This window comes from Azotobacter salinestris, from assembly GCF_009363155.1.
Classification (GTDB): Bacteria; Pseudomonadota; Gammaproteobacteria; order Pseudomonadales; family Pseudomonadaceae; genus Azotobacter; species Azotobacter salinestris.
Genome location: NZ_CP045302.1, coordinates 4334112 through 4357639 on the forward strand (window position 1 = coordinate 4334112; position 23528 = coordinate 4357639).

Consider the following 23528-nt stretch of genomic DNA (forward strand, 5'->3'; position numbering starts at 1 on the left):
GAAGCAGGGACTGCGCTTTCCGGGCTGAGTAGGGGGTGGTTGAACTGCCATGTGACGGCAGACGATTCAACACCGTCCATTAGCGAGCTGCCGATGCGGCGAGACTGCCTTCCGCTGCGTATCGGTTCTGCTGTTCATGACGGCGCCATCTCGTCTGGTGCCCGTCGCTCAGGTAACTGCTGGCTGGCGCGGCAGTGGGTTTCGACCCGGCAAAAGACCGCCGGGATTCGGATCCCGTCGGCAGGCGGATACATTCGTGAATTTGCTCAAAACAGGCGTGGGGCCATGGGACGTTGTGCGTCGGGTCCCCAAAGCTGCGGAGAACGTAAAGCATGAGCAACTGGTTGGTAGACAAGCTGATCCCCTCGATCATGCGTTCCGAGGTGCGGAAAAGCTCGGTGCCGGAAGGCCTCTGGCACAAGTGTCCGTCCTGCGACGCAGTGCTGTACAAGCCCGAGCTGGAAAAGACCCTGGAGGTCTGCCCCAAGTGTGATCACCACATGCGTATCGGTGCGCGCACTCGGCTGAACATCTTCCTCGATGCCGAGGGGCGCGAGGAAATCGGTGCGGAGCTGGAGCCGGTGGATCGACTCAAGTTTCGCGACAGCAAGAAGTACAAGGACCGCCTTGCGGCAGCGCAGAAGCAGACAAACGAGAAGGATGCGCTGATCTCCATGAGCGGCACCCTGCAGGGCATGCCGGTGGTTGCCTGTGCCTTCGAGTTTTCCTTCATGGGCGGCTCCATGGGCGCCATTGTCGGCGAGCGCTTCGTGCAGGCGGCCAATGTGGCCCTCGAGCGGCGCTGTCCCTTCATCTGTTTCGCGGCATCCGGTGGAGCGCGCATGCAGGAGGCGCTGATCTCCCTGATGCAGATGGCCAAGACCTCGGCGGTTCTGGCGCGCCTGCGCGAAGAGGGGATTCCGTTCATCTCGGTGCTGACCGACCCCGTCTACGGCGGTGTCTCCGCCAGCCTGGCCATGCTCGGCGATGTCATCGTCGCGGAGCCCCAGGCACTGATCGGCTTCGCCGGCCCGCGGGTAATCGAGCAGACTGTGCGCGAGAAGCTGCCCGAGGGCTTCCAGCGCAGCGAGTTCCTGCTTGAGCACGGCGCCATTGACCTGATCATCCCTCGCCAGGAGCTGCGTCCGCGTCTGGCCCGTCTGCTCGCCCAGTTGACGCACTGGCGGGACTCCGTGACGGCCATTCCTGAGGCAGACAGGGACATCGCCGCCGACATGGCCATGGATACCGCCACGGCATGATCGAGCGCAGCCTCGCCGACTGGCTCGCCTATCTCGAGCGGTTGCACCCGGTGGCCATTGACATGGGGCTGGAGCGTTCGCGCGAGGTGGCGCGCCGGATGGGTCTCGGACGGCCGGCATCGCGGGTGGTGACGGTCACCGGGACCAACGGCAAGGGTTCCACCTGTGCATTTCTCGCCGCATTGATAGGTGCTCAGGGGCTCAGGGTCGGTGTCTACAACTCTCCCCACCTGCTGCGCTACAACGAGCGGGTGCGAATCGATGGTCGCGAGGTCGACGACGCCGCCCTGTGCCAGGCCTTTGCCGTGGTGGAGGCGGCGCGCGGCGAGATCTCCCTGACCTACTTCGAGATGGGCACCCTCGCAGCCTTCTGGTTGTTCGAGCGGGCCGGGCTGGATGCCGTCGTGCTGGAGGTGGGCCTTGGGGGTCGGCTGGATGCTGTCAATCTGGTTGACGCCGACGTGGCTGTGGTTACCAGTATCGCCCTGGATCATGCCGAGTGGCTGGGCAATACCCGCGATTCGGTGGCTTTCGAGAAGGCTGGGATCTTCCGTGCCGGGCGGCCGGCGGTCTGTGGCGAGCCGGACCCGCCGGCACCCCTGCTGGATCAGGCTGCGTCGCTGGGCGTGCCGCTCTACAGGCGAGGCCCGGATTATGAGCTGATTCTCGGGGAAGATACCTGGGGCTGGCGCGGCTGCAGTGCCACAGGCGACGGGCTTGAGTTGGAGGGTTTATCGCCACTCGATCTGCCGGTCGAGAGTGCCGCTCTGGCGCTGCAGGTCTATGCCTTGCTTGATCTGCCCTGGGAGGTCGGATCCATTGTGCAGGCTTTGAGCACTACGCATCTGAGCGGTCGTCTCGAGCGGCGCCAGATGTGCTGGCAGGGCAAGCATCTGTCGTTCCTGCTGGATGTCGGGCACAACCCCCATGCCGCCACCTATCTGGCCCGGCGCCTGGCCGCGCGGCCGCTCGAAGGGCAGCGGCTGGCGGTTTTCGGCCTGCTCGCCGACAAGGATCTGTCAGGCGTACTGGAGCCCCTGTTGCCACAGGTCCGGTATTGGGCGGTGGCGCCGCTGCCGACCCCGCGAAGCCTTCCGGCCGAGGGGCTGACGGTCGCCCTGCGGGGGCGTGGGGCGCTGGTTGTCGCGTGCGCCGATGTCGCCGAAGCGTTGCAGGTGCAATGCCGGCGAGCTGCCGAAGGTGATGAAATCCTGGTGTTCGGTTCTTTTTATTGTGTGGCCGAAGCGCTGGACTGGTTGCGTCGGCAGGAGGAAAAACGGGATGGCCTGGCTGGATAAGAGGCTCAAGCAGCGGATGATCGGTGCCCTGGTGTTGTTGGCACTGGCGGTGATCTTTCTGCCGATGCTGTTCACCCGCGAGGACGAGGTTCGGCAGGTGGTGGTCGAGGCGCCGCCCATGCCCAAGGCCCCGCCTGCGCCGCGTGTCGAGCTGGAGCCGGTTGCGGTTCCGGAGCCGGTGATTCTGCCTGAGGAGCCGCAGCCCTCCTCGGCGGTTGCCGATGCGCCGGCTGCTGCCGTGCCGAGTGCTCCCTCGGCTGCTGCCCATGCCGCTCCGGCTAAGCCCCAGGCGGCCAATCCCGCTCCGCCTCCGGCACAGGCCAAGGCAGCCGAGGCAAGCCGCCTGGATGCCAACACCTTGCCGGTCAGTTGGTCGATCCAACTGGCCAGCCTGTCCAACACTGCCAATGCCCAGGCCCTGCAGAAGACCCTGCGCAGCCAGGGCTACAACGCGTACATCCGTCATGTCGACGGGATGAATCGGGTATACGTCGGGCCGGTCATCGAGCGGAGCGAGGCCAACCGCCTGCGCGATCAGCTCAAGCGGCAGCACAATCTCAGCGGCTTTGTCGTGCGCTTCCAGCCTGAACGTGGCTGAGCACCCGATTGCCGGCCATGCTGCGGACGCCTTGGGTTGGGGCTGTATACCGAGGGCGGCCAGTGGATTCAGGTTCTTACTCGAACAGGAGGGGCTCTGCTAGAATGCAGGGCCTTTCCATTCATGGGTTGAACCGTGGCATTCACCTGGGTCGATTGGGCGATCATCGCGATCGTCGCCGTTTCCAGTCTGATCAGCTTGACGCGAGGCTTCGTCAAGGAAGCCCTGTCGCTGGTCACCTGGATCATCGCCGGCGTCATTGCCTGGATGTTTGGCGGAGCACTCTCGCAGCATCTGGTCGGCTATATTGCCACGCCCTCGCTGCAGGTCATTGCCGCCTGCGCGATTCTTTTCGTGGCGACCCTGCTGGTCGGTGCGCTGGTCAACTTCCTCATTGGCGAGCTGGTGCGCGTCACCGGCCTGTCCGGTACAGATCGCGTGCTCGGCATGGTCTTTGGTGCTGCCCGGGGTGGGCTGCTGGTGGTACTGCTGGTCGGCCTGCTCAGTCTGGCACCCGTGCAGCAGGATCCCTGGTGGCAACAGTCGGCCCTGCTGCCGCACTTCCTGATAGTCGCCGACTGGTCGAAAAATCTCATCCTGGGATTTTCCGGCCAATGGCTTGCCGGCGGGATAAGCGTGCCGCGCTGAGCTTCCAAGAGACAGATGGGGCCGGCCTCGGGCGGGCGCCCGGAATTAGCCTGAACTACTAGCAGGGGTTGCGTCACATGTGTGGCATCGTCGGTATTGTCGGTAAGTCCAACGTCAATCAAGCGCTGTATGACGCGCTTACCGTCCTTCAGCATCGCGGCCAGGACGCTGCCGGTATCGTCACCTGCCATGAGGGCCGCTTGTTCCTGCGCAAGGACAACGGTCTGGTGCGCGATGTGTTCCAGCAGCGGCACATGCAGCGCCTGGTCGGTCACATGGGCATCGGTCACGTGCGCTACCCCACGGCCGGCAGCTCCAGTTCGGCCGAGGCCCAGCCGTTCTACGTCAACTCTCCCTACGGGATCACCCTGGCGCACAATGGCAACCTGACCAACGTCGATCAGCTGTCCCGCGAAATCTACGAGTCCGACCTGCGTCATGTGAATACCAGCTCCGACTCCGAGGTGTTGCTCAACGTCTTCGCCCATGAGCTGGCGGTGCGCGGCAAGCTGCAGCCGACGGAGGAGGACGTGTTCGCCGCGGTTTCCGGCGTGCATCGCCGTTGTCGGGGCGGCTATGCCGTGGTGGCGATGATAACCGGCTACGGCATCGTCGGTTTTCGCGACCCCAATGCGATTCGCCCCATTGTCTTCGGCCAGCGTCAGACCGACGAGGGCGTGGAGTACATGATCGCCTCGGAAAGCGTCGCCCTCGACGTGCTCGGCTTCAGCCTGATCCGCGACCTGGCGCCGGGCGAGGCGGTCTACATCACCGAACACGGCAAGTTGTTCACCCGCCAGTGCGCGGAAAGTCCGAAATACTCGCCGTGCATCTTCGAGCATGTCTATCTGGCGCGTTCCGACTCCTTCATGGACGGCGTGTCGATCTACAAGGCGCGGCTGCGCATGGGCGAGAAGCTGGCCGAGAAGATTCTTCGCGAGTACCCCGCGCATGATATCGACGTGATCATTCCAATTCCCGACACCAGCCGTACTGCAGCCCTGGAGCTGGCCAACCATCTGGGTGTGAAGTTTCGCGAGGGCTTCGTCAAGAACCGCTATATCGGCCGCACCTTCATCATGCCAGGGCAGGCGGCGCGCAAGAAGTCCGTGCGCCAGAAGCTCAATGCCATCGATCTCGAGTTCCGCGGCAAGAACGTCATGCTGGTGGACGACTCCATCGTGCGCGGTACCACCTGCAAGCAGATCATCCAGATGGCTCGCGAGGCCGGCGCCAAGAAGGTCTATTTCTGCTCGGCGGCTCCGGCAGTGCGTTATCCCAATGTATACGGCATCGACATGCCCAGCGCCCACGAGCTGATCGCTCATGGACGCAGCACCGAGGAGGTTGCCGAGCTGATCGGTGCCGACTGGCTGGTCTATCAGGATCTGTCCGATCTGATCGATGCGGTGGGGGGTGGCAAGGTGAAGATCGACAACTTCGACTGCGCCGTCTTCGATGGCAGATATGTCACCGGCGATATCGACGAGGCTTATCTGGATCGCATCGAGAAAGCCCGCAACGATGCCAGCAAGGCCCGCAGCAATGCGGTCAGCGCAATCATCGATCTGTACAACAACTGAGCGGCAGGCGAGAAGGCCTGGGGCTTCGCTCCGAGCGGCAACGGCCGCTCTCATGCTAGGGGAAAGGATTATGACGATCGAGTGGGATGCTGGACGGCTGGACAGCGACCTGGAGGGGGCCGGTTTCGACACCCTGGCCGTGCGTGCCGGCCAGCACCGTACTCCCGAGGGTGAGCATGGCGAAGCCCTGTTCATGACCTCCAGCTACGTGTTCCGCAGCGCCGCCGATGCGGCTGCGCGTTTCGCCGGCGAGCAGCCGGGCAACGTGTATTCCCGCTATACCAATCCTACTGTGCGCATCTTCGAGGAACGCATCGCTGCGTTGGAGGGCGCCGAGCAGGCGGTCGCCGCGGCCTCCGGCATGGGCGCCATCCTGGCCATGGTGATGAGCCTGTGCAGCGCCGGCGATCATGTGCTGGTGTCGCGCAGCGTATTCGGCTCGACCATCAGCCTGTTCGACAAATACTTCAAGCGCTTTGGCATCGAGGTCGATTATCCGCCCCTGGCCGACCTGGACGCCTGGGCCGCGGCCTGCAAGTCGAACACCAAGCTGTTCATCGTCGAGTCGCCGTCCAATCCGCTGGCCGAGCTTGTGGACATTGCCGCCTTGGCCGACATCGCCCATGCCCGTGGCGCCCTGCTGGCGGTGGACAACTGCTTCTGCACGCCGGTGCTACAGAAGCCGCTGGCTCTTGGCGCCGATATCGTCATCCACTCGGCGACCAAATACATCGACGGCCAGGGGCGTTGCCTCGGCGGCGTGGTGGCTGGCAGTTCCAGGCTGATGCAGGAGGTGGTGGGTTTTCTGCGCACCGCAGGCCCGACTCTCAGCCCCTTCAATGCCTGGCTGTTCCTCAAGGGGCTGGAAACCCTCAGGGTTCGCATGCAGGCGCACTGTGCCAGCGCTCAGGCGCTGGCCGAGTGGCTGGAGCTGCAGCCGCAGGTCGCCAAGGTCTACTACGCCGGTCTGCCCAGCCATCCGCAGCATGAGTTGGCCAAGCGCCAGCAGAGCGGCTTCGGTGCGGTGGTCAGCTTCGAGATCAAAGGCGACCGGGCAGCTGCCTGGCGGGTCATCGACAACACCCGGATGATCTCCATCACCACCAATCTGGGCGACACCAAGACCACCATCGCCCACCCGGCCACCACCTCCCACGGTCGTCTGACTCCGGAGGCGCGGGCGGCGGCCGGGATCAGCGACAGTCTGATTCGCGTGGCGGTCGGTCTGGAGGACATCGAGGACATCAAGGCCGACCTGGCCCGTGGATTGGCCGCGCTGTGATCGACCTGAGCCTGGCGGCCGGCAAGCCGCAGAGCAACGGCAAGGTCGCCCTGGTCACCGGGGCGGTGCGTGGCATCGGACTGGGCATCTCCGCCTGGCTGATCGCCGAGGGCTGGCAGGTGGTGCTGGCCGACATCGACCGCAAGCGTGGCCCCAAGGTGGCCAAGGCGCTGGGCAGCAGTGCCTGGTTCGTCGGAATGGATGTCGCTCAGGAAAGCCAGGTGGCGATGGGAGTGGCCGAGGTGCTCGGCCAGTTCGGTCGCCTCGATGCCCTGGTCTGTAATGCCGCGATTGCCGATCCCCGCAATCGCCCGTTGGCCGAGCTGAAGCTCAGCCACTGGAGTCAGGTGCTGGGCGTGAACCTGACCGGTCCGCTGTTGCTGGCCAAGCACTGCTCGGCCTACCTGCAGGCGCATCGCGGCGCCATGGTCAACATCGCTTCGACCCGTGCGCACCAGTCCGAGCCGAATTCCGAAGCCTACGCGGCCAGCAAGGGAGGGCTGCTGGGACTTACCCACGCACTGGCGGTCAGTCTCGGGCCCGATGTCCGGGTAAACGCCGTCAGTCCCGGCTGGATCGATTCGCGCAGCCCTAGCGAGCGCCAACAGGCGCCGCTATCCGCCCAGAGTCATGCCCAGCATCCTGTCGGTCGCGTGGGGACGGTCGAGGATGTCGCCGCCCTGGTCGCCTGGCTGCTGTCGGAGCGCGCCGGCTTCGTGACCGGTCAGGAGTTCATCGTGGATGGCGGCATGGCGCGCAAGATGATTTATCTGGATTGATTGTCGTCCGGTCATCAGATTTCCGTTTCGCACGCAGGAGGCCATGCGCCGTTCTGGTGCCGTTCCGAGCTACCTTGCGCCATTGCGCATCTTTCTTTCATCGGAACATGAGACATGGCGCCTTGCCATGCTCCAGCGCTTCCCGATTTGCCAGCGTGAAGAAAAAATCAGGCTGGCTGTTGACTTAGCCCTGATTCGTGGGTAAATTGCGCGCCACCTCGCAAGGCGATGGCTGATTAGCTCAGCTGGGAGAGCACCTGCATCACACGCAGGGGGTCGGCGGTTCGATCCCGTCATCAGCCACCAGAGTTTGCGAAATTGGACGAAAGTCCAGCCGACATGCAGCGGTAGTTCAGTCGGTTAGAATACCGGCCTGTCACGCCGGGGGTCGCGGGTTCGAGTCCCGTCCGCTGCGCCACATTCGAAAGCCTCCAGGCAGCAATGCCCGGAGGCTTTTTTGTTGAACTTGCGTTTTAATTCAATGGTCATCTGATTCGTCTAGGCTTTTTGGCATGGACTTTGTTTATTGTCTTTCCAAATAACCAGCCGATCAGGAGCTTTTTCCTATGGATGACTATCAAGAAGAACTTCTCGAATTCCACGCTGCCGAGCGGGACCCTGCAGAGCCGGCGGAAGACGCCACCGAGATGTAAGTGCTCCGGCATGCGAAGGTTAGTGGTCCTCTGCCGGCAACTCTGCAAGGGGGGGCGAAGCTCCCTGGATGCTCAGCAGATGGCTGCCAGACCCGGTGCTTTCCTGAACGAAGGCCGATGCCCCGCAGCAGTCCGTCAGGTCTTCGAGCGGCCACAGGCGGCCCCGAAGAAACAGCGCCATTCCGCTCTGCATGCCGGCTGACTTCACTAAGCTGGGTGCTCGACATCCCTCGCGGCTGACCAGCACTTTCATGTTTTGTACGTGAATCTCCTGTACCGCAACCTGCCCGGCGACCCTTGCCGGGCAGGCCTGTGCCTGGGGATTGCCGAGCAGATTGCCATCCGGCCCAAAGACCGGGGCGAAGTTGTGCAACTGCCCTTTGCCTGTAAGCAGTCTGCCGTTCTCCACGCGTGGCTCGGGCAGGAGCAGGGAACCTGCCAGCAGGGTGATGCGGTATTCCCTGGCCAGGGAGCCAAACAACTGCTGATAGTCGCGGGCCATCTTTTCCGCCTTCATGCGCAGCAGGGTTTCCCCCACTCCGGGAAAGCCCTCGCTCTGCAGCCAGGTCCAGGCCATGCGGTGAGGATTGTCCAGAAGCAGCCATGCCTGTGCTTCGGAAAGACTCCGGGCGCCATAGAGCTCGCTCCTCTCGCCACCGAGCAGCAGCCAGGTGCCGATCTGATCGGGCAGGGCGACCACGCTGTGTTCGTTGAGCAGGCCGTTGTCATGCGCCCTGTCCAGAATGGCCGCGAGCTTCAGGCGTAGATGGTCCGGGCTCCGATAGTCGCTGGGAAACAGCTCGGGGCGCACGATCAGCAGATTGGCCCTGGCTTCCACCGTTCCCTCTGCGTGAATGAGTGTACTGCGCAGGTCGGCGAGATAATGTCCGCCCGCGCGTGGTGCGCGCCAATTCGCATGGATGCCGAGAAGCAGGGCGAGGATCAGCAGGACCGGGGTGAACTGGAGTTTGCGCATGACTTGGAGCGAAGACAGGAAAATTCGCTCAGCGTAGGGAGGGGCACCACGAATGCCAAGTCATCCGTGATGTTTGTGGAACCGGAAAGGCTATTTTGTGTCAAAACGCCACCACTGAACGTTTCACAGTTTTTCCCGGCAGCCATCGGATACGTATATGGCTCCGAGCGACTGCCGATTGTGTCACGTTGGCGCCTGGCTTCTTTTACCTAGACTTGGCCTGCCTTGTGAGGCGGCCGGTGCGGTGGGCCGCGGTCATGACTCAGGAAAAAATACGATAAGGGACCAGAGCCGTGCAGAAAAGACTGAAAATGGTTGAGGCCGTAATGTTCTTCAATGAGCAGGGCATCTGCCGGGAAATGCTCTTGCCGGAGTTCGAAGCCGTACTCGACGGGGTCGTCAGCCTGCCGGATCTGGCCGATCAGCAGGTGCGTCTTGCGTATCTGCTGATCTCCCCTCGGCTGGAGGTGCGCGCCGCGGTCTTCTTCTATCTGGATTTTGACGAGGATGGCGCAGCCGATCCTGGTTGGAATCTTCCCCTACGGCAACTATCCGAGCGCGCAGCTCCGGGGATCGATCTGGGCGCCGGGCCGATCCGTCTGGTCAGCCGCAGTCGGTGCCCGGCAGCTCGGCATCAGATGCACTTGTGGGATCCCGAATTGCAAGATCTCCTGGCGTTGCGTGATGCGGCCAAGCGCAACCAGCTTGGTCTGCTCTGCGAGGAGGAGGGAACGCCAGCAGTGGGCAGATCGTCGTCAGGCCTGCAGGCGGCCGATGGTCAGGAGCCTGCCAGTGCCGTGCGAAACAAGGACTGGAGTGACGGGCAGCGCCAGAAAACGGCCCACCTGATCAAGCGACAGCGGCTGCATATCCGCAATCTGAGCCGCTACCTGGAAGAGGCCCAGGGGAGGCTGAAGCAGGCTGCCGAGCTTCAGGCCAGAACCCTGCAGGCCGAAGTGCAGGGGCTGCGCGAACAACTGAACCGGTATCAGGCGCTGCATGCCAGCCTCGAGGCGCAATTGCAGACGCAGTCCGAGTCCCACGCGCACACGGAAGCCGAGCTGGCCGCTCGCGCAGAGCAAGAGAGGCTGGGGCGGGAAGAAATTCTCAGGCTCAGGAATGAGCATGAGCAACTGGCCGCGCAGAATATCGAGCAGGCACTCGAGGGGCTGGCCAGCCTGGGCTTGACTTTCGTGGTCTACCATCCCGGCGCGGGCCACCTGACCATTCCGTTGCAGGACATCGTCCGCTATCGGGAGAGTCCCATAGCCTATGCTGCGGCCAAGTGTTCGGTCAGTGAAGAGCAATACCGCCTGTGGTTGAGACACTTCCAGCAGCCGGTCTGTGAATGCGAGTTGCCCGGCGGCAGGCGCTGCGCGCTGCCGATCGACCGGATCGACAGCCCCCAACGTTTCGTGGCGGGGGAGTCCAACTGCTGTTCGCGGCACAAGTCGGGCAGCCGCCTGCGCAGCGCCAGCTGATTTCCGGTGCTGGACATCCACTGGGCGCCTCGGGCGCCACTTCAACCCCTCGTGCTCGGCTGGCTGGCTGCGGCCGGCATCGAGGTCGGCGTTTTGCGGCTCGATCTGGTCGATCCGCTGATTTCCGGCAACAAATGGTTCAAGCTGGCCCCCCATCTGATGGAGGCAGTGCGTCAGGGAGCCAGGGGGCTGATCAGCCTGGGCGGTCCGCACTCCAACCACCTGCATGCGCTGGCTGCGGCCGGGCGGCGCTTCGCCTTTCCCACGGTGGGGCTGCTGCGCGGCGAGCCCAGGGAAACCCCCACCGTACGCGATCTGCAGGCCTTCGGCATGCGCCTGCACTGGCTCGGCTACGGCGGTTACCGGGTGCGTCACCAGGCGGGCTTCTGGAACAGCTGGCGTGACTGCTATCCCGACCTGCATCCGGTGGCGGAAGGCGGCGGCGGCCTGACCGGTGCGCAGGGCTGCAGGGTGCTGCGGAAGATGCTGTTGTCCCAGTTGCCGACGCTCGGTTGGTCCGACTACCACGGCTGGTGGCTGGCCGCCGGTACTGGAGCCACGCTGGCCGGCCTGGTTCTTGCCGAAGGCGGTGAGCGTCCGGTGCATGGTGCCCTGGCTGTACCGGCCAGTCACGGCGTGGCGCCACAGGTACGGGCGATCCTCGCCGAAGCCGGAGTGGCCGATGTCGGCTATCGTCTGCTGGACGCCAGCCGCGGCGGGTTTGCCCGGCTCGACGCGGAGCTGGCGCGTTTCATCCTCGATAGCGAGCGCGAAGGGGGCATTCCCCTGGATCCCGTCTACACCGGCAAGGCCCTGCTGGCGTTGCACGAACAGGTCGCGTGTGGCGGCATTCCCCATGGCAGCCGGCTGATCTTCGTGCACACCGGTGGAATGCAGGGGCGGCGGGCACTGGCCGACCGTCTGCAGGAGCTGGGAGCGCGCGGCTGATTCCTGGCTAGAGAGGGAGCGGCCAGCTGTCGCCGACCAGGAATATCCGCTCTGCCTCGACCCATTCGCCCGCTTCGTTGGCTGTCAGCCGGACCAGCAGATGTGCCGGTGTGGCAGGTTCTAATCCTGCGTACCAGGCTTGCAGGACTCCCAGGGGCCACAGATCCGCAGCCTCGACGCGGGCCGGGGCCAGCCAGGCGTGGCGTGGCAAGGGCTGCCAGTGGCCGGCGGGAGCGCTGGCGAGAAACTCCGGCCAGTCGCGTCGGGCCAGCCAACGCCCGCGCAGGTGCGCCGGGTTGGCACCGGCTGGAGATGGACAGCCATTCGGCCAGGGATAGAACAGATAACCACCGAGCCAGTAGCCAGCCTGCAGCTCGGCCATGTCGAGCCCGAGTCGATCAAGAGCTGGCCGTGCCGCCGAGCTGCGCGATAGCGGCAATTGATGCCGCTCCAGTCGCTCCAGCTTGCCGTCGAGTCGGTCATGCCGCCCGGGGCCGATCCAGCGAGGTGGCTGCTGCCCGGAGCTGCCGGTCGATCCGAGGTAGAGCTTGACTGCCAGCTCCAGGTGATGAATCCCTTCGAGATCCTCCAGCAGCAGGTCCAACTCGCCCAGGGTACTGCTGCCCTGGCGGATCGGCAGGTTGGCGGCAAGCAGGCGAACGCCCGGGGCCTGGTGCAGGGCGAACTGCCAGAGCCGCTCGTAGTAGAGCCCCAGGCGGCGTGTCGGATGCTGCGCCAGCCAGGCATCCAGCGGGGTGCTGCAGGCATCCAGCGCCTGCAGCCAATCGGCCAGGCAGGTCGGCTCGTACGCCCAGTGGCTCGCTGCCAGCGGATGGCGCCGCGGCCAGGCTGTGCCGGCGAGCAGCGGGGGCGACAGCAGGGTCCAGGCGAGGTCGCGCACCTGGGGCCGGCGAAGACGCGCAGGGAGGCCGGCGAGGCTGCCAAAAGGGCCTGCTTCCCCCCCACAGGAGGTGGTTTGCCGCTCTGGCCGGCTTTCCCGCATAATCGCCTCTTGCCTGTAATCGCAGCCCCCGCAGGAGCCCCATGGAGCACTTTCGCAATATTGGCATCATCGGTCGCCTGGGTAGTACCCAGGTGGTGGACACCATCCGCCGACTGAAGAGGTTTCTTCTCGACCGACACCTCCATGTGATCCTCGACGAAAGCATCGCCGAGCTCTTGCCCGGGCATGGCCTGCAGGTGTCCTCGCGCAAGCAGCTGGGCGAGGTCTGCGACATGGTCATCGTCGTCGGCGGCGACGGCAGCATGCTCGGCGCGGCGCGTGCCCTGGCCCGCTACAAGGTGCCGGTGCTCGGCATCAACCGCGGCAGCCTGGGCTTTCTCACCGACATTCGTCCCGACGAGCTGGAAACCCGGGTCGCCGAGGTGCTCGACGGCCAGTACACCGTGGAGAGCCGTTTCCTGCTGGAAACCCAGGTGCGCCGCAAGCTGGAGCCGATCGGTCAGGGCGATGCGCTGAATGATGTAGTACTGCATCCGGGCAAGTCGACGCGGATGATCGAGTTCGAGCTGTACATCGACGGGCAGTTCGTCTGCAGCCAGAAATCCGACGGCCTGATCGTTTCCACGCCGACCGGCTCCACCGCCTACGCCCTGTCGGCCGGCGGGCCGATCATGCATCCCAAGCTGGATGCCATCGTCATCGTGCCCATGTATCCGCACACCCTGTCGAGCCGGCCGATCGTGGTTGCCGGCAACAGCGAGCTGAAGATCGTGGTATCGCCGAAGATGGACATCTATCCCCAGGTTTCCTGCGACGGGCAGAACCACTTCACCTGCTCGCCCGGCGATATCGTCACCATCAGCAAGAAGCCGCAGCGGCTGCAGTTGATCCATCCGCTGGACCACAACTACTACGAGGTGTGCCGGACCAAGCTGGGCTGGGGCAGTCGTCTGGGTGGTGGCAGCTGATGCTGGTCGATCCGCTGCGCAGCTATGACCTGATCGGCGACGTGCATGGCTGCGGCCATAGCCTGGAAGCTCTGCTCGAACGCCTCGGCTACCGGCGCCAGGGGGGCGTATGGCGCCATCCATGGCGAATGGCACTGTTCGTCGGCGATATCGTCGATCGCGGCCCGCGCATCCGTGAGGCCCTGCACCTGGTGCACGACATGGTCGAGGCTGGCCAGGCCCTGTGCGTCATGGGCAATCACGAGTACAACCTGCTGGGCTGGTCCACCGAGGCACCGCCTGAGAGCGGCCTGCAGTACGTACGCGAACACACGGCGCGCAACGAGCGGCTGATCCACGAAACCCTGACGCAGTTCGCCAATCATCCGGGCGACTGGCGGGCCTTTCTCGACTGGTTCTACGAGCTGCCGCTGTTCATCGACGCCGGTCGCTTCCGCGTCGTGCATGCCTGCTGGGATGCCAGCCTGATCGAGCCGTTGCGCCGGCAATATCCGGAGGGGCTGATCGACGAGCCCTTCCTGAAGGCTTCCGCGGCGCCCGATACCTTCGCCCACCAGGTCTTCGAACGAATGCTGCGCGGCATCAACATGCGCCTGCCCCACGGCATGACGCTGACCGGAAGGGACGGCCTCGTCCGCGAGACCTTCCGCAGCAAGTTCTGGGCGGACGAGCCGCAAACTTATGGCGACATCGTCTTTCAACCCGACGCTCTGCCCGAGCCCGTCGCGCGGATGCCCATCTCCCTGGCGCATCGGACCGAGCTGCCCTTCTACGATGCCGACCAGCCGCCGCTGTTCGTCGGGCACTACTGGCGCCAAGGGCAACCGTCACTGATCCGCCCCAATCTGGCCTGCCTCGACTACAGTGCGGTGATGTTCGGCAAGCTGGTGGCCTATCGGCTGGACCAGGAGACGGAGCTCGATCCGAACAAGTTCGCCTGGGTCGAGGTGGAGCGCCCGGAGGCTCCCCATGAAAATTGAGGCGCTGCGCCTGCCGCTGGGGACTGACCTCAGCGGCTTCATTGCCCTGTTGCGGCGTCTGGGTGTGCCTCACCGGGTCAGCGAGGAGGGGGGCGAGCAGGTGCTCTGGGTACCCGATCCCCGGCTGGCCCAGGAAGTGAACCTGCTCTATGTGCGCTTTCCCGAGGGCGATCCGCTGGGCGCGCATCCGGCGGCGGCGCAACGCACCTCCGGCATTTTCAGCCAGCTGCGCCACAGCCCGCTGACCTCCCTGGTGCTGCTGGCAACCTTGCTGGTGGCGGCGCTGACCCTGCTCGGGGAAAACCTCGCCGCCGTCGGCTGGCTGACCTTTCAGGAGTTCCATATCCAGGGTGACTACCTGTATTTCGTCCCCCTGTCCGAGAGCCTGTCCGCCGGGCAGTGGTGGCGCCTGCTGACGCCGATGCTGATCCACTTCGGCTGGCTGCACCTGGCGATGAACGGGCTCTGGTACTGGGAGCTGGGGCGGCGCATCGAGGCACGCCAGGGCGCTCTGATGCTGCTGCTCCTGACCCTGCTGTTCGGCCTGGCATCCAATGCCGCGCAATACCTGTTCGGCGGCCCGGCGCTGTTCGGCGGCCTGTCCGGCGTGCTCTACGGCCTGCTCGGCCACTGCTGGATCTTCCACCGGATCGCGCCCGCCGCCGCCTATCGCCTGCCGCCGGGCGTGGTGGTGATGATGCTGATCTGGCTGCTGGTCTGCCTGTCCGGCCTGGTCACCGCCCTGGGGCTGGGCGCCATCGCCAACGCCGCGCACGTCGCCGGACTGGTCGCCGGCTGCCTGACCGGAGCCATCGGCGGCGCCTGGGCGCGCCGCCGCAGCTGAGTTCAGGGTTCAGAGCAGATCCAGCGGATATTCGACGAACAGCCGAATTTCGTTCAAGTCGCATCTGGTGCGGTAGATTGAGCCATAGAGGTTGCTCGACAGGTCCCTGGCTGCATCTGCCGGCCCCCGGTTCCGCGGCTGGTCGTGAAACTCCCGCTCGTTCGTCATGCCGCTCCGGCCGGTGTCGATCCGATTGCTATGCACGAAGCCGGCCTTCCAGCTCAACCCGGGCACCCGGTAGTCGATGAGGTCCAGCTCGAGCCGAGCTGCCTGGAGCGTTCGTCCTGGCGTTTGAGGTTGCCGGCGGAGCGCTGCCAGGCGATGACCATGGAGTAGCCGAGGCGGGCAGACGAGCGACCAGATATATCTTCAGGGGCAGACCCAGCCGCTTAAGCCTTTGTTAAGGGTGGGAGCACGAGAATGTTCCCAATCTCCCCACCCGCCGAGGTCTGCAAGATGGAGCTGTCATGGGAACAGCATGAGCCGCTGGCGCTGATCGGGCGTCAGCGGGCGCTGAGTGTACGCCTGGTCAGGCCCTGTTCGGGCTCGACCCGCCGCCACGCGCTGGAGGCCTTCATTCACGCCCGCTTCGCCGACTACTATGCGGCGCGCATCCATCACTTCATGCCTTGCCTGCTGGGCTTCGAGGACGAGGACGGCAAGGTGCAGGCGGCCGCCGGCCTGCGCCCCGCCAGGGAAGCGCAGGCGCTGTTTCTCGAGCGTTATCTGGACGCGCCCATCGAGCGCGTGGTCAGCGATCGGGCAGGCCTGCCGGTCGCCCGCAAGGACATCGTCGAGGTGGGCAACTTCGCCGCCCAGGGGCCCGGCGGCGCGCGCTTGCTGATCACCGCCCTGACCGACCTGGTCGGCGCCCAGGGCTTTCGCTGGGTCGTGTTCACCGGGACGGCGATGCTGCTGAACAGCTTCCAGCGCCTGGGGCTGCCGCTGATCGAACTGGGGGCGGCGGACCCGGCCCGCATGGGCGCGGATCTGGCCGACTGGGGACGCTACTACGATACCCATCCCCAGGTCATGGCGGCGAACGTCGCCGAAACCCATAAGCGCCTGCAGGGTTCCGGCGTCTATCAGCGCCTGGGCTACCGACCGCTGTATCGGGAGGTCGCCGATGTCGCTTGCGGTTGAGTCCTTCTGGCAGGCCCTGGCGGCCCATGGCGAGCGGCCGGCCTTGCAGGAGGGCGAGCATCGACTGAGTTACCGTCAACTGCTTGACGAAGTCGGGATACGGGCCGGATACCTGCGGCGGATCGGCGTCCGGCGCCTGGCGCTGGAACTGGACAACGGCATCGAGTGGGTCCTGTGGGATCTGGCGGCGCTGCGAGCCGGCATCGTCTGCATTCCGCTGCCGGGATTCTTTTCCGCCGATCAGCAGCGTCATGTGCTGGACAGTGCCGGCGTCGACACGCTGATCGCCGCCGATCTTTCCCGGCATGCGTACCTGGGTTTCGCGCCGCTGGCCGGGCACGTCGCGCAGCGCCGGCCGGCACAGACCGCGGAGCTGCCGGCAGGAACCCTGAAGATCACCTACACCTCCGGCACCACCGGCCAGCCGAAGGGCGTCTGCCTGGATGCCGGCCTGCAGCTGCGGGTGGCATCCAGCATCTGGCAGGCCTGCGGGCCGAGCGGGATCGAGCGTCACCTGTGCGTGCTGCCGCTGGCGGTCCTGCTCGAGAACGTCGCCGGTCTCTATGCGCTGCTGCTCGGCGGAGCGCTGGTCGAGCTGGCGCCTTTGGCCCAGGTGGGCCTCGAAGGGGCCAGCCGCTTCGATCTGCCGCGCTTTCTCGGAACCTTGCAGCGCAGCCGTCCGAACAGCCTGATCCTTCTGCCGCAACTGCTCCTGGCCTGGGTGGCGGCCCTGGAAAGCGGCCAGGCGCTACCCGATTCCCTGCGCTTCGTCGCGGTCGGCGGCGGGCGGGTCGCACCGCAGCTGCTCGAGCGCGCCGAGGCCCTTGGTCTGCCGGTGTTCGAGGGCTACGGGCTGTCGGAATGTGCCTCGGTGGTCTGCCTGAATACGCCCGGTCAGCACCGCATCGGTACCGTGGGCCGGCCCCTGCCGCACCTGGAACTGCGCCTGGCCGACGACGGCGAGGTCGAGGTGCGCGGTGCGCAGATGCTCGGCTACCTCGGCGAACCGGCGCCGGACGGCGATTGGCTGGGCACCGGCGATCTCGGCCACTTCGAGGGCGATTTCCTGGTCCTGCACGGGCGCAAGAAGCACCAGTTCGTCACCGCCTTCGGACGCAACGTCAATCCGGAGTGGGTGGAGGCCGAGCTGGTGCAGCAGTTGCCGATTGCCCAGGCCTGGCTGCACGGCGAGGCCATCGCCGCCAACGTGGCGGTGCTGCAACCACGCTCGGCCGAAGTCACCGACGAGGCGCTGGGGCAGGCCGTGGCACGGGTCAACGCCGGCCTGCCGGACTATGCGCGCGTCCACCACTGGCTGCGCGCCGAACAACCGTTCAGCGTCGCCAACGGTCTGGCCACCACCAACGGCCGGCTGCGCCGGGCGGCACTGCTCCAGCACTACCGGGCGGCCATCGAGCGTGTGCTGGCCACCCATATTCCCTGAAGGAGACATCATGGATTTCCATACAAGGCTGCAAGAGCAGACCTCGGCCGAACGCGATTACCTGCTGGCGGCGCCGCTCATCGGGCAGGCGCTGCAGGGGCAGCTGAGTCTGAACAGCTATCTGGCGTTTCTCGGTCAGGCCTATCACCACGTCAAGCACACCGTACCGCTGCTGATGGTCTGCGGCGCGCGCCTGCCCGAGCGGCTGGAGTGGCTGCGCGAGGCGATCGCCGAATACATCGAGGAGGAGTACGGCCACCAGGAGTGGATTCTCAACGACATCCGCGCCTGCGGCGGCGATGCCGAGGCGGTGCGCCGCGCCACGCCCAACCTGCCCACCGAGCTGATGGTCAGCTACGTCTACGACCGCATCAGTCGCGGCAATCCGGTCAGCTTCTTCGGCATGGTCCAGGTGCTCGAGGGCACCAGCGTGGCCGTCGCCAGCCGCGCCGCCGATTCCCTCCAGGCGGCCCTGGGGCTGCCACCGCAGGCGTTCAGCTACCTGACTTCGCACGGCAGTCTCGATCTCGAGCACATCGAGCTGTTCAAGGGGCTGATGAATCGTCTGGAGGATGGTGAGGATCGGGCCGCGGTGGTACATACCGCGAAGGTGGTCTATCGCCTGTACGGCGACATGTTCCGCAGCCTGCCGTTGAACGCCTGAGGAGGGGGATATGCAGTTGTCCGATTGTCGAGGATTGATTACCGGAGCCAGTGGCGGCATCGGTCAGGCACTGGTGGTCCGGCTTTGCGAGGGGGGGGGCCGGCTGCTGCTGGTCGGTCGCCACCTCGAGCCCCTGCAGGCGCTGCAGCAACGCTATCCGGCACAGCTGGAAATCGTCCAGGCGGACATCGCCGAGGCGGAGGGGCGTCAGGCGGTGCTGGCCGCGGCCAGGCGTTTCGGTGGACTGAACACCCTGATCAACGCCGCCGGGGTCAACCGCTTCAGCCTGCTGGAGGATCACGACGAGGAGGGGATCGCCGAGCTGATCGGCCTCAATGTCACCGCCACCCTGCAACTCACCCACCGCCTGCTGCCGCTGCTACGCCTGCAACCGCGCGCCCTGGTGGTCAACATCGGTTCGACCTTCGGCTCCCTCGGCTATCCCGGCTTCAGCGCCTACTGCGCCAGCAAGTTCGCCGTGCGCGGCTTCTCCGAGGCCCTGCGCCGCGAGCTCGCCGATACCCAGGTCAAGGTGCTCTACGTGGCGCCGCGGGCGACCCATACGGGCATGAACGCCGACAACGTGGTGGCGATGAACGACGAGTTGAAGGTGGCCATGGACGATCCGCAGACGGTGGCGGCGGCGCTCGCCGAGGCGATCCTGCGCGAGCAGGAGGAGCTTTACCTGGGCTGGCCGGAAAAGCTCTTCGTGCGCCTCAACAGCCTGCTGCCGCGGCTCGTCGACCAGGCCCTGCGCAAGCAGTTGCCGGTCATCCAGCGTTTCGCCCGCGGCAAGTCCTGAGCGAAAATCCAACTGCATCGAATGGAGGCACCCATGAGCAAATCCATCCTGCGCGGCCTGCTGCTGGGCAGCATGCTGGCCTGCAGCCTGCCCGGCTTCGCCCTCACCGAGGCCGGCAAGCTGAGCCTGCAGCATCTGCAGAGCCGCTGGAGCGAGATCAACTACCAACTGCCCGAGGCGCAGCGCGAGGCGGCCTTCGAGCGGCTTGCCGGCGAAGCCGAGGCGGCGCTCAAGGGCGAGCCGGATTCGGCCGAGCTGCTGATCTGGCGCGGCATCATCCTCAGCACCTGGGCCGGCGCCAAGGGCGGCCTGGGCGCGCTGGAGCTGGCCAAGCAGGCCCGGGCGAGCTTCGAGCAGGCCCTGGCGATCGACCCCAAGGCCCTTGACGGCTCGGCCTACACCAGCCTGGGCGTCCTCTACTACCAGGTGCCGGGCTGGCCGATCGGCTTCGGCGACGACGAGCGCGCCGAGGGGCTGCTCAAGCAGGCTCTGCGCCTGAACCCGGACGGCGTCGATCCCAATTACTTCTACGGCGAGTTCCTGTATCGCGAGAAGCGCTACCCCGAGGCACTCGAAGCGCTGCAGAAGGCGCTGGCCGCGCCGCTGCGGCCTGGGCGCGAAGTCGCCGACGCCGAACGCCATCGGGAGGTCGAGGTGCTGCTCGGCAAGGTTCGCGCCGAGTTGAAATGACTGGAGGAGACGGGACAGAGCATGCGCATTCTGCTGGTGGAAGACGATGTGGCGCTGGGCGAGGGTATCCGCACCGCGCTCAAGCCCGAGGGTTACACGGTCGACTGGCTGCGCGACGGCGCCAGCGCGCTGCATGCTCTGGGCTGCGAGAGCTTCGATCTCTGCGTGCTCGATCTCGGCCTGCCGCGGCTGGATGGCCTGGAGGTGCTCCGGCGTTTGCGGGCCGCGGGCAATCCGCTGCCGGTGCTGGTGCTGACCGCGCGCGATGCCACCAGCGAGCGTATCGCCGGGCTGGATGCCGGCGCCGATGACTATCTGGTCAAGCCCTTCGATGTCGCCGAGCTGAAGGCACGGCTGCGTGCGCTGCTGCGGCGCAGCTTCAACCGCCCGCAGCCGGCTCTGGAATACCGGGGCATCCGTCTCGATCCGCAGAGCCAGGCGGTCAGTTATCGGGGGCAGGACATTGCCCTGGCGCGCAAGGAGTTTTTGCTGCTGCACGAGCTGCTGGCGCAGCCGGGACGGGTGCTGACCCGCGACCGGCTGCAGCAGGCGCTCTACGGCTGGGACGAGGAGGTGGAGAGCAACGCCCTGGAGGTGCATGTCCACCACCTGCGCCGCAAGTTCTTCCCCGAGCTGATCCGCACGGTACGTGGCGTCGGCTACATGGTGGACAAGGCCTGATGCGCTCGATCCGTGCCCGCACCCTGTACCTCGTCCTCGGCGTACTGACCCTTTCCCTGTCGCTGATCTCCTACCGGAGCTACCGGGATGCCCAGCACGAGGTCGAAGAACTGTTCGATGCGCAACTGGCGCAGACCGCCCGGCTGCTCGCCGGGCTGGTCGGGCGCGAGATGGCCGAGCGTGAGCGCGGGGTGGTGCAGACCATGCTCGACGAGGCGCTGGCGATGCAGACCCTGCCGGGCGGGCACGCGGCGCTGTCGCTGGGGCACCGCTACGAAGGCAAGCTGGCCTTCCAGGTGTTCGACGAGCAGGGCGAACTGATGCTGCATTCGGCAAGCGCCCCGCACAGCCTGTTCTCCAGCCTGCTGGCGGAGGCGCCGCTTGCCCTGGGGGACGAGCGCTTGATCGGCTATCACCTGCTGGAGCTGGAGCCGCTTCGCTGGCGGGTGTTCGTTCTCCACGACCGGGTCGACCGGCGCTGGATTCTGGTGGGCGAGCGCGAAGACGTGCGCGGCGAGCTGGCGGGCAAGATTGCCAAGCGCAGTCTGATGCCGGATCTGTTCGGCCTGCCGCTGCTGGCGCTGCTGGTCTGGATGGCGGTCGGCTGGGGACTGCGCCCGCTGGAGCGCATGGTCGGCCTGATCAAGGCGCGCGATCCGAACAACCTGGCGCCGCTTGTGCTCGCGCCCCTGCCGCGCGAGCTGGAGCCGGTGGTGGCGGCGCTCAACCGCCTGCTGCTGCAGCTCACCCAGCTGCTGGAGCGCGAGCGCCAGCTGCTGGCCGCCGCCGCCCATGAGCTGCGCACGCCCCTGGCAGTGCTGCGCATCCATGCGCAGAATGCCCTCGAGGCGCCGGAGCCGGCCGACCGCGACGAGGCGCTGCGCCAGCTGGGGCCGGGCGTCGAGCGGGCGACCCGGGTGGTCGGGCAACTGCTGGCGCTGGCCCGTCTGGAGCCGGCGGCGGTGCAGCCGAACATGACCCGTCTCGATCTGGCCGCTTTCCTGCGCAACGAGCTGGCCGAGCTGACGCCGCTGGCGCTGGCCAAGGGGCAGGAGCTGACTCTGGAGACCTGCGGCGAGGGCGGTTACGAACTGTGCGGCGATGCGCCCGGCCTGGCAATCCTGGTGCAGAACCTGGTCGCCAATGCCGTGCAGTACACCCCGAAGGATGGCTGCATTCGGCTGCTGCTCGAGGCCGATGCTGACAACCTCTGGCTGCGGGTGCAGGACAGCGGTCCGGGCATTCCGCCGGCGCTGCGCAAGAAGGTGTTCGAGCGCTTCTTCCGGGGGGGAGACGGTCAAGGCGCCGGACTCGGCCTGTCCATCGTGCAACGGGCGGTGGAGCTGCACGGCGGCGAGATCGCCCTGGGCGATTCGCCCCTCGGCGGGCTGGAGGTTTCCGTCCGTCTGCCCCGTTAGCTATGCTGCGCAGCTGGCGGGCTGCCACCCATCCCATGATGAACGGGCGCGTTAATTCCCAAGCGGCTTGCCAGGGCGCGCCCTAAAATACTCGGAATCCGAACAAGGAGACAGGTCATGTTCGCTCTGGATTCACGTTTGCAACAGGACACCCTGCCCATCGGCGATTTCCCGCTGTGCCGTCTGCTGCTGATGAAGGATGCCCACTATCCCTGGTTCATCCTGGTGCCGCGGCGGGAGGAGGTCGTCGAGCTGTTCCAGCTCGACGCCGAGGACCAGCGGGCCCTCTGGCAGGAAACCAGCGAGCTGGCGGAAATCCTCAAGGACACCTTCGGCGCCGACAAGATGAACGTGGCCGCTCTGGGCAACGTGGTTTCCCAGCTGCACATGCACGTCATCGTGCGCCGGCGCGACGACGCCGCCTGGCCGGCGCCGGTGTGGGGGCGGCATCCGGCGCAGCCCTACACGGACGAGCAGATCACCGCCATCCGCGACAAGCTGCGTCTGGTGCTGACCGGGGATTTCCGCTTCATCGAGGACTGAACATGAGCCTGGAAACACGCATCAACGATCTGGAAACCCGCCTGGCCTTCCAGGACGACACCATTCAGGCGCTGAACGATGTGCTGGTCGCCCAGCAGCGGGTAGTCGAGCGGCTGCAGATGCAACTGGAGGCGCTGGCCAAGCGCCAGCAGGAACTGATCGACGAACTCGGCTCGGTGGACGACGACGGCACGCCGCCACCGCATTATTGATTCAGGACCGCGTCGCGCCCATTCGGGCGCGGGCCCTTTTCTCAGCGCCGGGTGCGTGGCCGGGCGACCACGTCCTCGGCCTGTAGTCCGCGATCCCGACGGATCACGCTGAACTCCACCTGCTGCCCCTCGACCAGCACCCGGTGCCTCTCGCCGCGAATGGCGCGAAAGTGCACGAATACATCCTCCCCCGTGTCGCGGGCGATGAAGCCGAAGCCCTTGGTGGTGTTGAACCACTTCACCGTGCCGACTTCACGGTCGTTCCACACCGATTCGGCCTTCTCCTCGCGGTTCTGCAACCGTTCCTGCCTTGGCACGGTGCGCCGCCCCAGGTTGAGGCCCAGGTGCAGGAGCACGGCGGCGGCAGCGCAGGACAGGCTGAGCAGCACGGCCGGCTGTCCGCCGATGTACTCCAGCGGCATCAGCAGGATCAGCGCCTGAAGCAGCACGCTCAGTACCAGCAGGGCCGAGACCAGGCGCTGTGCCGGGTGCGCGACGGGCTCGGCGCCGGGCGCGTGGAGCAGGTTGAGCAGGCCGAACAGGTTCAGGCAGAGGGCATTGGCCTGCTGCAGAAAGGGCAGGGCGTCGCTGCCGAAGGCGGGAACGAGCGACATTGGCAGAGCCACGCTCCCTGCCGCGAGATGGAGGATCTTCAGCATGTTCGATG

General features: G+C 65.8%; 25 protein-coding genes and 2 tRNA genes. 23 read left to right on the forward strand and 4 right to left on the reverse strand.

The features are described from left to right. Positions 1-332: 332 nt before the first annotated feature. The 9 genes from accD (at position 333) to GCU53_RS20400 (ending at position 7868) form a co-directional block, all read left to right on the forward strand. Positions 333-1262, forward strand: coding sequence for an acetyl-CoA carboxylase, carboxyltransferase subunit beta (accD, locus tag GCU53_RS20360; protein WP_152389209.1), 930 nt, complete (start codon positions 333-335; stop codon positions 1260-1262). Then, positions 1259-2560 carry a bifunctional tetrahydrofolate synthase/dihydrofolate synthase gene (gene folC / locus GCU53_RS20365; protein ID WP_152389210.1) on the forward strand — a complete coding sequence of 434 codons (1302 nt, stop codon included), beginning with the start codon at positions 1259-1261 and terminating at the stop codon, positions 2558-2560. Before accD ends, folC begins: the two co-directional genes overlap by 4 nt. Beyond that, positions 2544-3158, forward strand: coding sequence for an SPOR domain-containing protein (locus GCU53_RS20370; RefSeq protein WP_208845344.1), 615 nt, complete (start codon positions 2544-2546; stop codon positions 3156-3158). The genes folC and GCU53_RS20370 overlap by 17 nt, the downstream gene beginning before the upstream one ends. A 135-nt stretch (positions 3159-3293) precedes the next feature. Beyond that, positions 3294-3806, forward strand: coding sequence for a CvpA family protein (locus tag GCU53_RS20375; RefSeq protein WP_152389211.1), 513 nt, complete (start codon positions 3294-3296; stop codon positions 3804-3806). Positions 3807-3883: 77 nt separating this feature from the next. Next, positions 3884-5389, forward strand: a complete 1506-nt coding sequence (purF, locus tag GCU53_RS20380) for an amidophosphoribosyltransferase (protein WP_152389212.1) — start codon at positions 3884-3886, stop codon at positions 5387-5389. A 70-nt stretch (positions 5390-5459) separates the two neighbouring features. Beyond that, positions 5460-6671, forward strand: a complete 1212-nt coding sequence (locus GCU53_RS20385; protein WP_152389213.1) for an O-succinylhomoserine sulfhydrylase — start codon at positions 5460-5462, stop codon at positions 6669-6671. A gap of 11 nt (positions 6672-6682) precedes the next feature. Beyond that, a complete protein-coding gene (locus GCU53_RS20390) occupies positions 6683-7450 on the forward strand; it encodes an SDR family oxidoreductase (protein ID WP_208845531.1) in 768 nt (255 codons plus the stop codon). 230 nt (positions 7451-7680) lie between these two features. Beyond that, positions 7681-7756: transfer RNA gene (locus tag GCU53_RS20395), tRNA-Val, on the forward strand. 35 nt (positions 7757-7791) lie between these two features. Next, a tRNA-Asp gene (locus GCU53_RS20400) sits at positions 7792-7868 on the forward strand. Between the two features lie 254 nt (positions 7869-8122). Here GCU53_RS20400 and GCU53_RS20405 read toward each other — a convergent pair. Next, positions 8123-9079, reverse strand: coding sequence for a hypothetical protein (locus tag GCU53_RS20405; RefSeq protein ID WP_152389215.1), 957 nt, complete (start codon positions 9077-9079; stop codon positions 8123-8125). 293 nt (positions 9080-9372) lie between these two features. Here GCU53_RS20405 and GCU53_RS20410 point away from each other — a divergent pair, with 293 nt between their 5' ends. Both GCU53_RS20410 and GCU53_RS20415 read left to right on the forward strand, forming a co-directional pair. Next, positions 9373-10560, forward strand: coding sequence for a chromosome partitioning protein ParA (locus GCU53_RS20410; protein WP_244306887.1), 1188 nt, complete (start codon positions 9373-9375; stop codon positions 10558-10560). 6 nt (positions 10561-10566) lie between these two features. After that, a complete protein-coding gene (locus GCU53_RS20415; protein WP_152389216.1) occupies positions 10567-11508 on the forward strand; it encodes a 1-aminocyclopropane-1-carboxylate deaminase/D-cysteine desulfhydrase in 942 nt (313 codons plus the stop codon). 7 nt (positions 11509-11515) lie between these two features. Here GCU53_RS20415 and GCU53_RS20420 read toward each other — a convergent pair whose 3' ends face one another. Continuing rightward, positions 11516-12511, reverse strand: coding sequence for a DUF1853 family protein (locus GCU53_RS20420; protein ID WP_152389217.1), 996 nt, complete (start codon positions 12509-12511; stop codon positions 11516-11518). Positions 12512-12552: 41 nt separating this feature from the next. Here GCU53_RS20420 and GCU53_RS20425 point away from each other — a divergent pair, with 41 nt between their 5' ends. The 3 genes from GCU53_RS20425 to GCU53_RS20435 are packed head-to-tail and all read left to right on the forward strand — an operon-like array spanning position 12553 to position 15264. After that, the gene (locus GCU53_RS20425; RefSeq protein ID WP_152389218.1) at positions 12553-13440 is read left to right on the forward strand and encodes an NAD(+) kinase; all 888 of its coding nucleotides are present in this window, start codon (positions 12553-12555) and stop codon (positions 13438-13440) included. A 2-nt stretch (positions 13441-13442) separates the two neighbouring features. Continuing rightward, the gene (locus tag GCU53_RS20430) at positions 13443-14420 is read left to right on the forward strand and encodes a metallophosphoesterase (RefSeq protein WP_208845532.1); all 978 of its coding nucleotides are present in this window, start codon (positions 13443-13445) and stop codon (positions 14418-14420) included. After that, the gene (locus GCU53_RS20435) at positions 14410-15264 is read left to right on the forward strand and encodes a rhomboid family intramembrane serine protease (RefSeq protein WP_208845346.1); all 855 of its coding nucleotides are present in this window, start codon (positions 14410-14412) and stop codon (positions 15262-15264) included. The genes GCU53_RS20430 and GCU53_RS20435 overlap by 11 nt, the downstream gene beginning before the upstream one ends. A gap of 9 nt (positions 15265-15273) precedes the next feature. Here the strand turns inward: GCU53_RS20435 and GCU53_RS26860 are convergent, their stop codons facing one another. Then, positions 15274-15489 (reverse strand): OprD family porin, encoded by a 216-nt coding sequence (locus tag GCU53_RS26860; RefSeq protein ID WP_244306889.1) that lies wholly within the window; start codon positions 15487-15489, stop codon positions 15274-15276. A 231-nt stretch (positions 15490-15720) separates the two neighbouring features. Between GCU53_RS26860 and GCU53_RS20445 the strand changes: the two genes are divergently transcribed. The 9 genes from GCU53_RS20445 to GCU53_RS20485 all read left to right on the forward strand — a co-directional run bounded on the left by GCU53_RS20445 (position 15721) and on the right by GCU53_RS20485 (position 22861). Then, entirely contained in the window at positions 15721-16407 is a 687-nt protein-coding gene (locus tag GCU53_RS20445; RefSeq protein WP_152389993.1) for a thermostable hemolysin, read from the forward strand. Then, the gene (locus tag GCU53_RS20450; RefSeq protein WP_152389221.1) at positions 16391-17851 is read left to right on the forward strand and encodes an AMP-binding protein; all 1461 of its coding nucleotides are present in this window, start codon (positions 16391-16393) and stop codon (positions 17849-17851) included. Before GCU53_RS20445 ends, GCU53_RS20450 begins: the two co-directional genes overlap by 17 nt. A gap of 10 nt (positions 17852-17861) precedes the next feature. Further along, complete coding sequence (locus GCU53_RS20455) at positions 17862-18515, forward strand: iron-containing redox enzyme family protein (protein WP_152389222.1); 654 nt, start codon at positions 17862-17864, stop codon at positions 18513-18515. 10 nt (positions 18516-18525) lie between these two features. Next, positions 18526-19317, forward strand: coding sequence for an SDR family oxidoreductase (locus GCU53_RS20460; protein ID WP_152389223.1), 792 nt, complete (start codon positions 18526-18528; stop codon positions 19315-19317). A gap of 33 nt (positions 19318-19350) precedes the next feature. Then, complete coding sequence (locus GCU53_RS20465) at positions 19351-20007, forward strand: tetratricopeptide repeat protein (protein WP_152389224.1); 657 nt, start codon at positions 19351-19353, stop codon at positions 20005-20007. 21 nt (positions 20008-20028) lie between these two features. After that, positions 20029-20688: a response regulator gene (locus GCU53_RS20470; RefSeq protein WP_152389225.1), complete on the forward strand. Its 660-nt coding sequence runs from the start codon at positions 20029-20031 to the stop codon at positions 20686-20688. Further along, positions 20688-22106 carry an ATP-binding protein gene (locus GCU53_RS20475; RefSeq protein ID WP_152389226.1) on the forward strand — a complete coding sequence of 473 codons (1419 nt, stop codon included), beginning with the start codon at positions 20688-20690 and terminating at the stop codon, positions 22104-22106. Before GCU53_RS20470 ends, GCU53_RS20475 begins: the two co-directional genes overlap by 1 nt. 117 nt (positions 22107-22223) lie before the next feature. Further along, positions 22224-22649: an HIT family protein gene (locus GCU53_RS20480; RefSeq protein ID WP_152389227.1), complete on the forward strand. Its 426-nt coding sequence runs from the start codon at positions 22224-22226 to the stop codon at positions 22647-22649. Further along, the gene (locus GCU53_RS20485; RefSeq protein WP_208845533.1) at positions 22646-22861 is read left to right on the forward strand and encodes a SlyX family protein; all 216 of its coding nucleotides are present in this window, start codon (positions 22646-22648) and stop codon (positions 22859-22861) included. Before GCU53_RS20480 ends, GCU53_RS20485 begins: the two co-directional genes overlap by 4 nt. A 41-nt stretch (positions 22862-22902) precedes the next feature. On the opposite strand, the gene GCU53_RS26610 is transcribed toward GCU53_RS20485, so the two are convergent. After that, positions 22903-23520 carry a cold-shock protein gene (locus GCU53_RS26610; protein WP_152389229.1) on the reverse strand — a complete coding sequence of 206 codons (618 nt, stop codon included), beginning with the start codon at positions 23518-23520 and terminating at the stop codon, positions 22903-22905. Positions 23521-23528 lie beyond the last annotated feature (8 nt).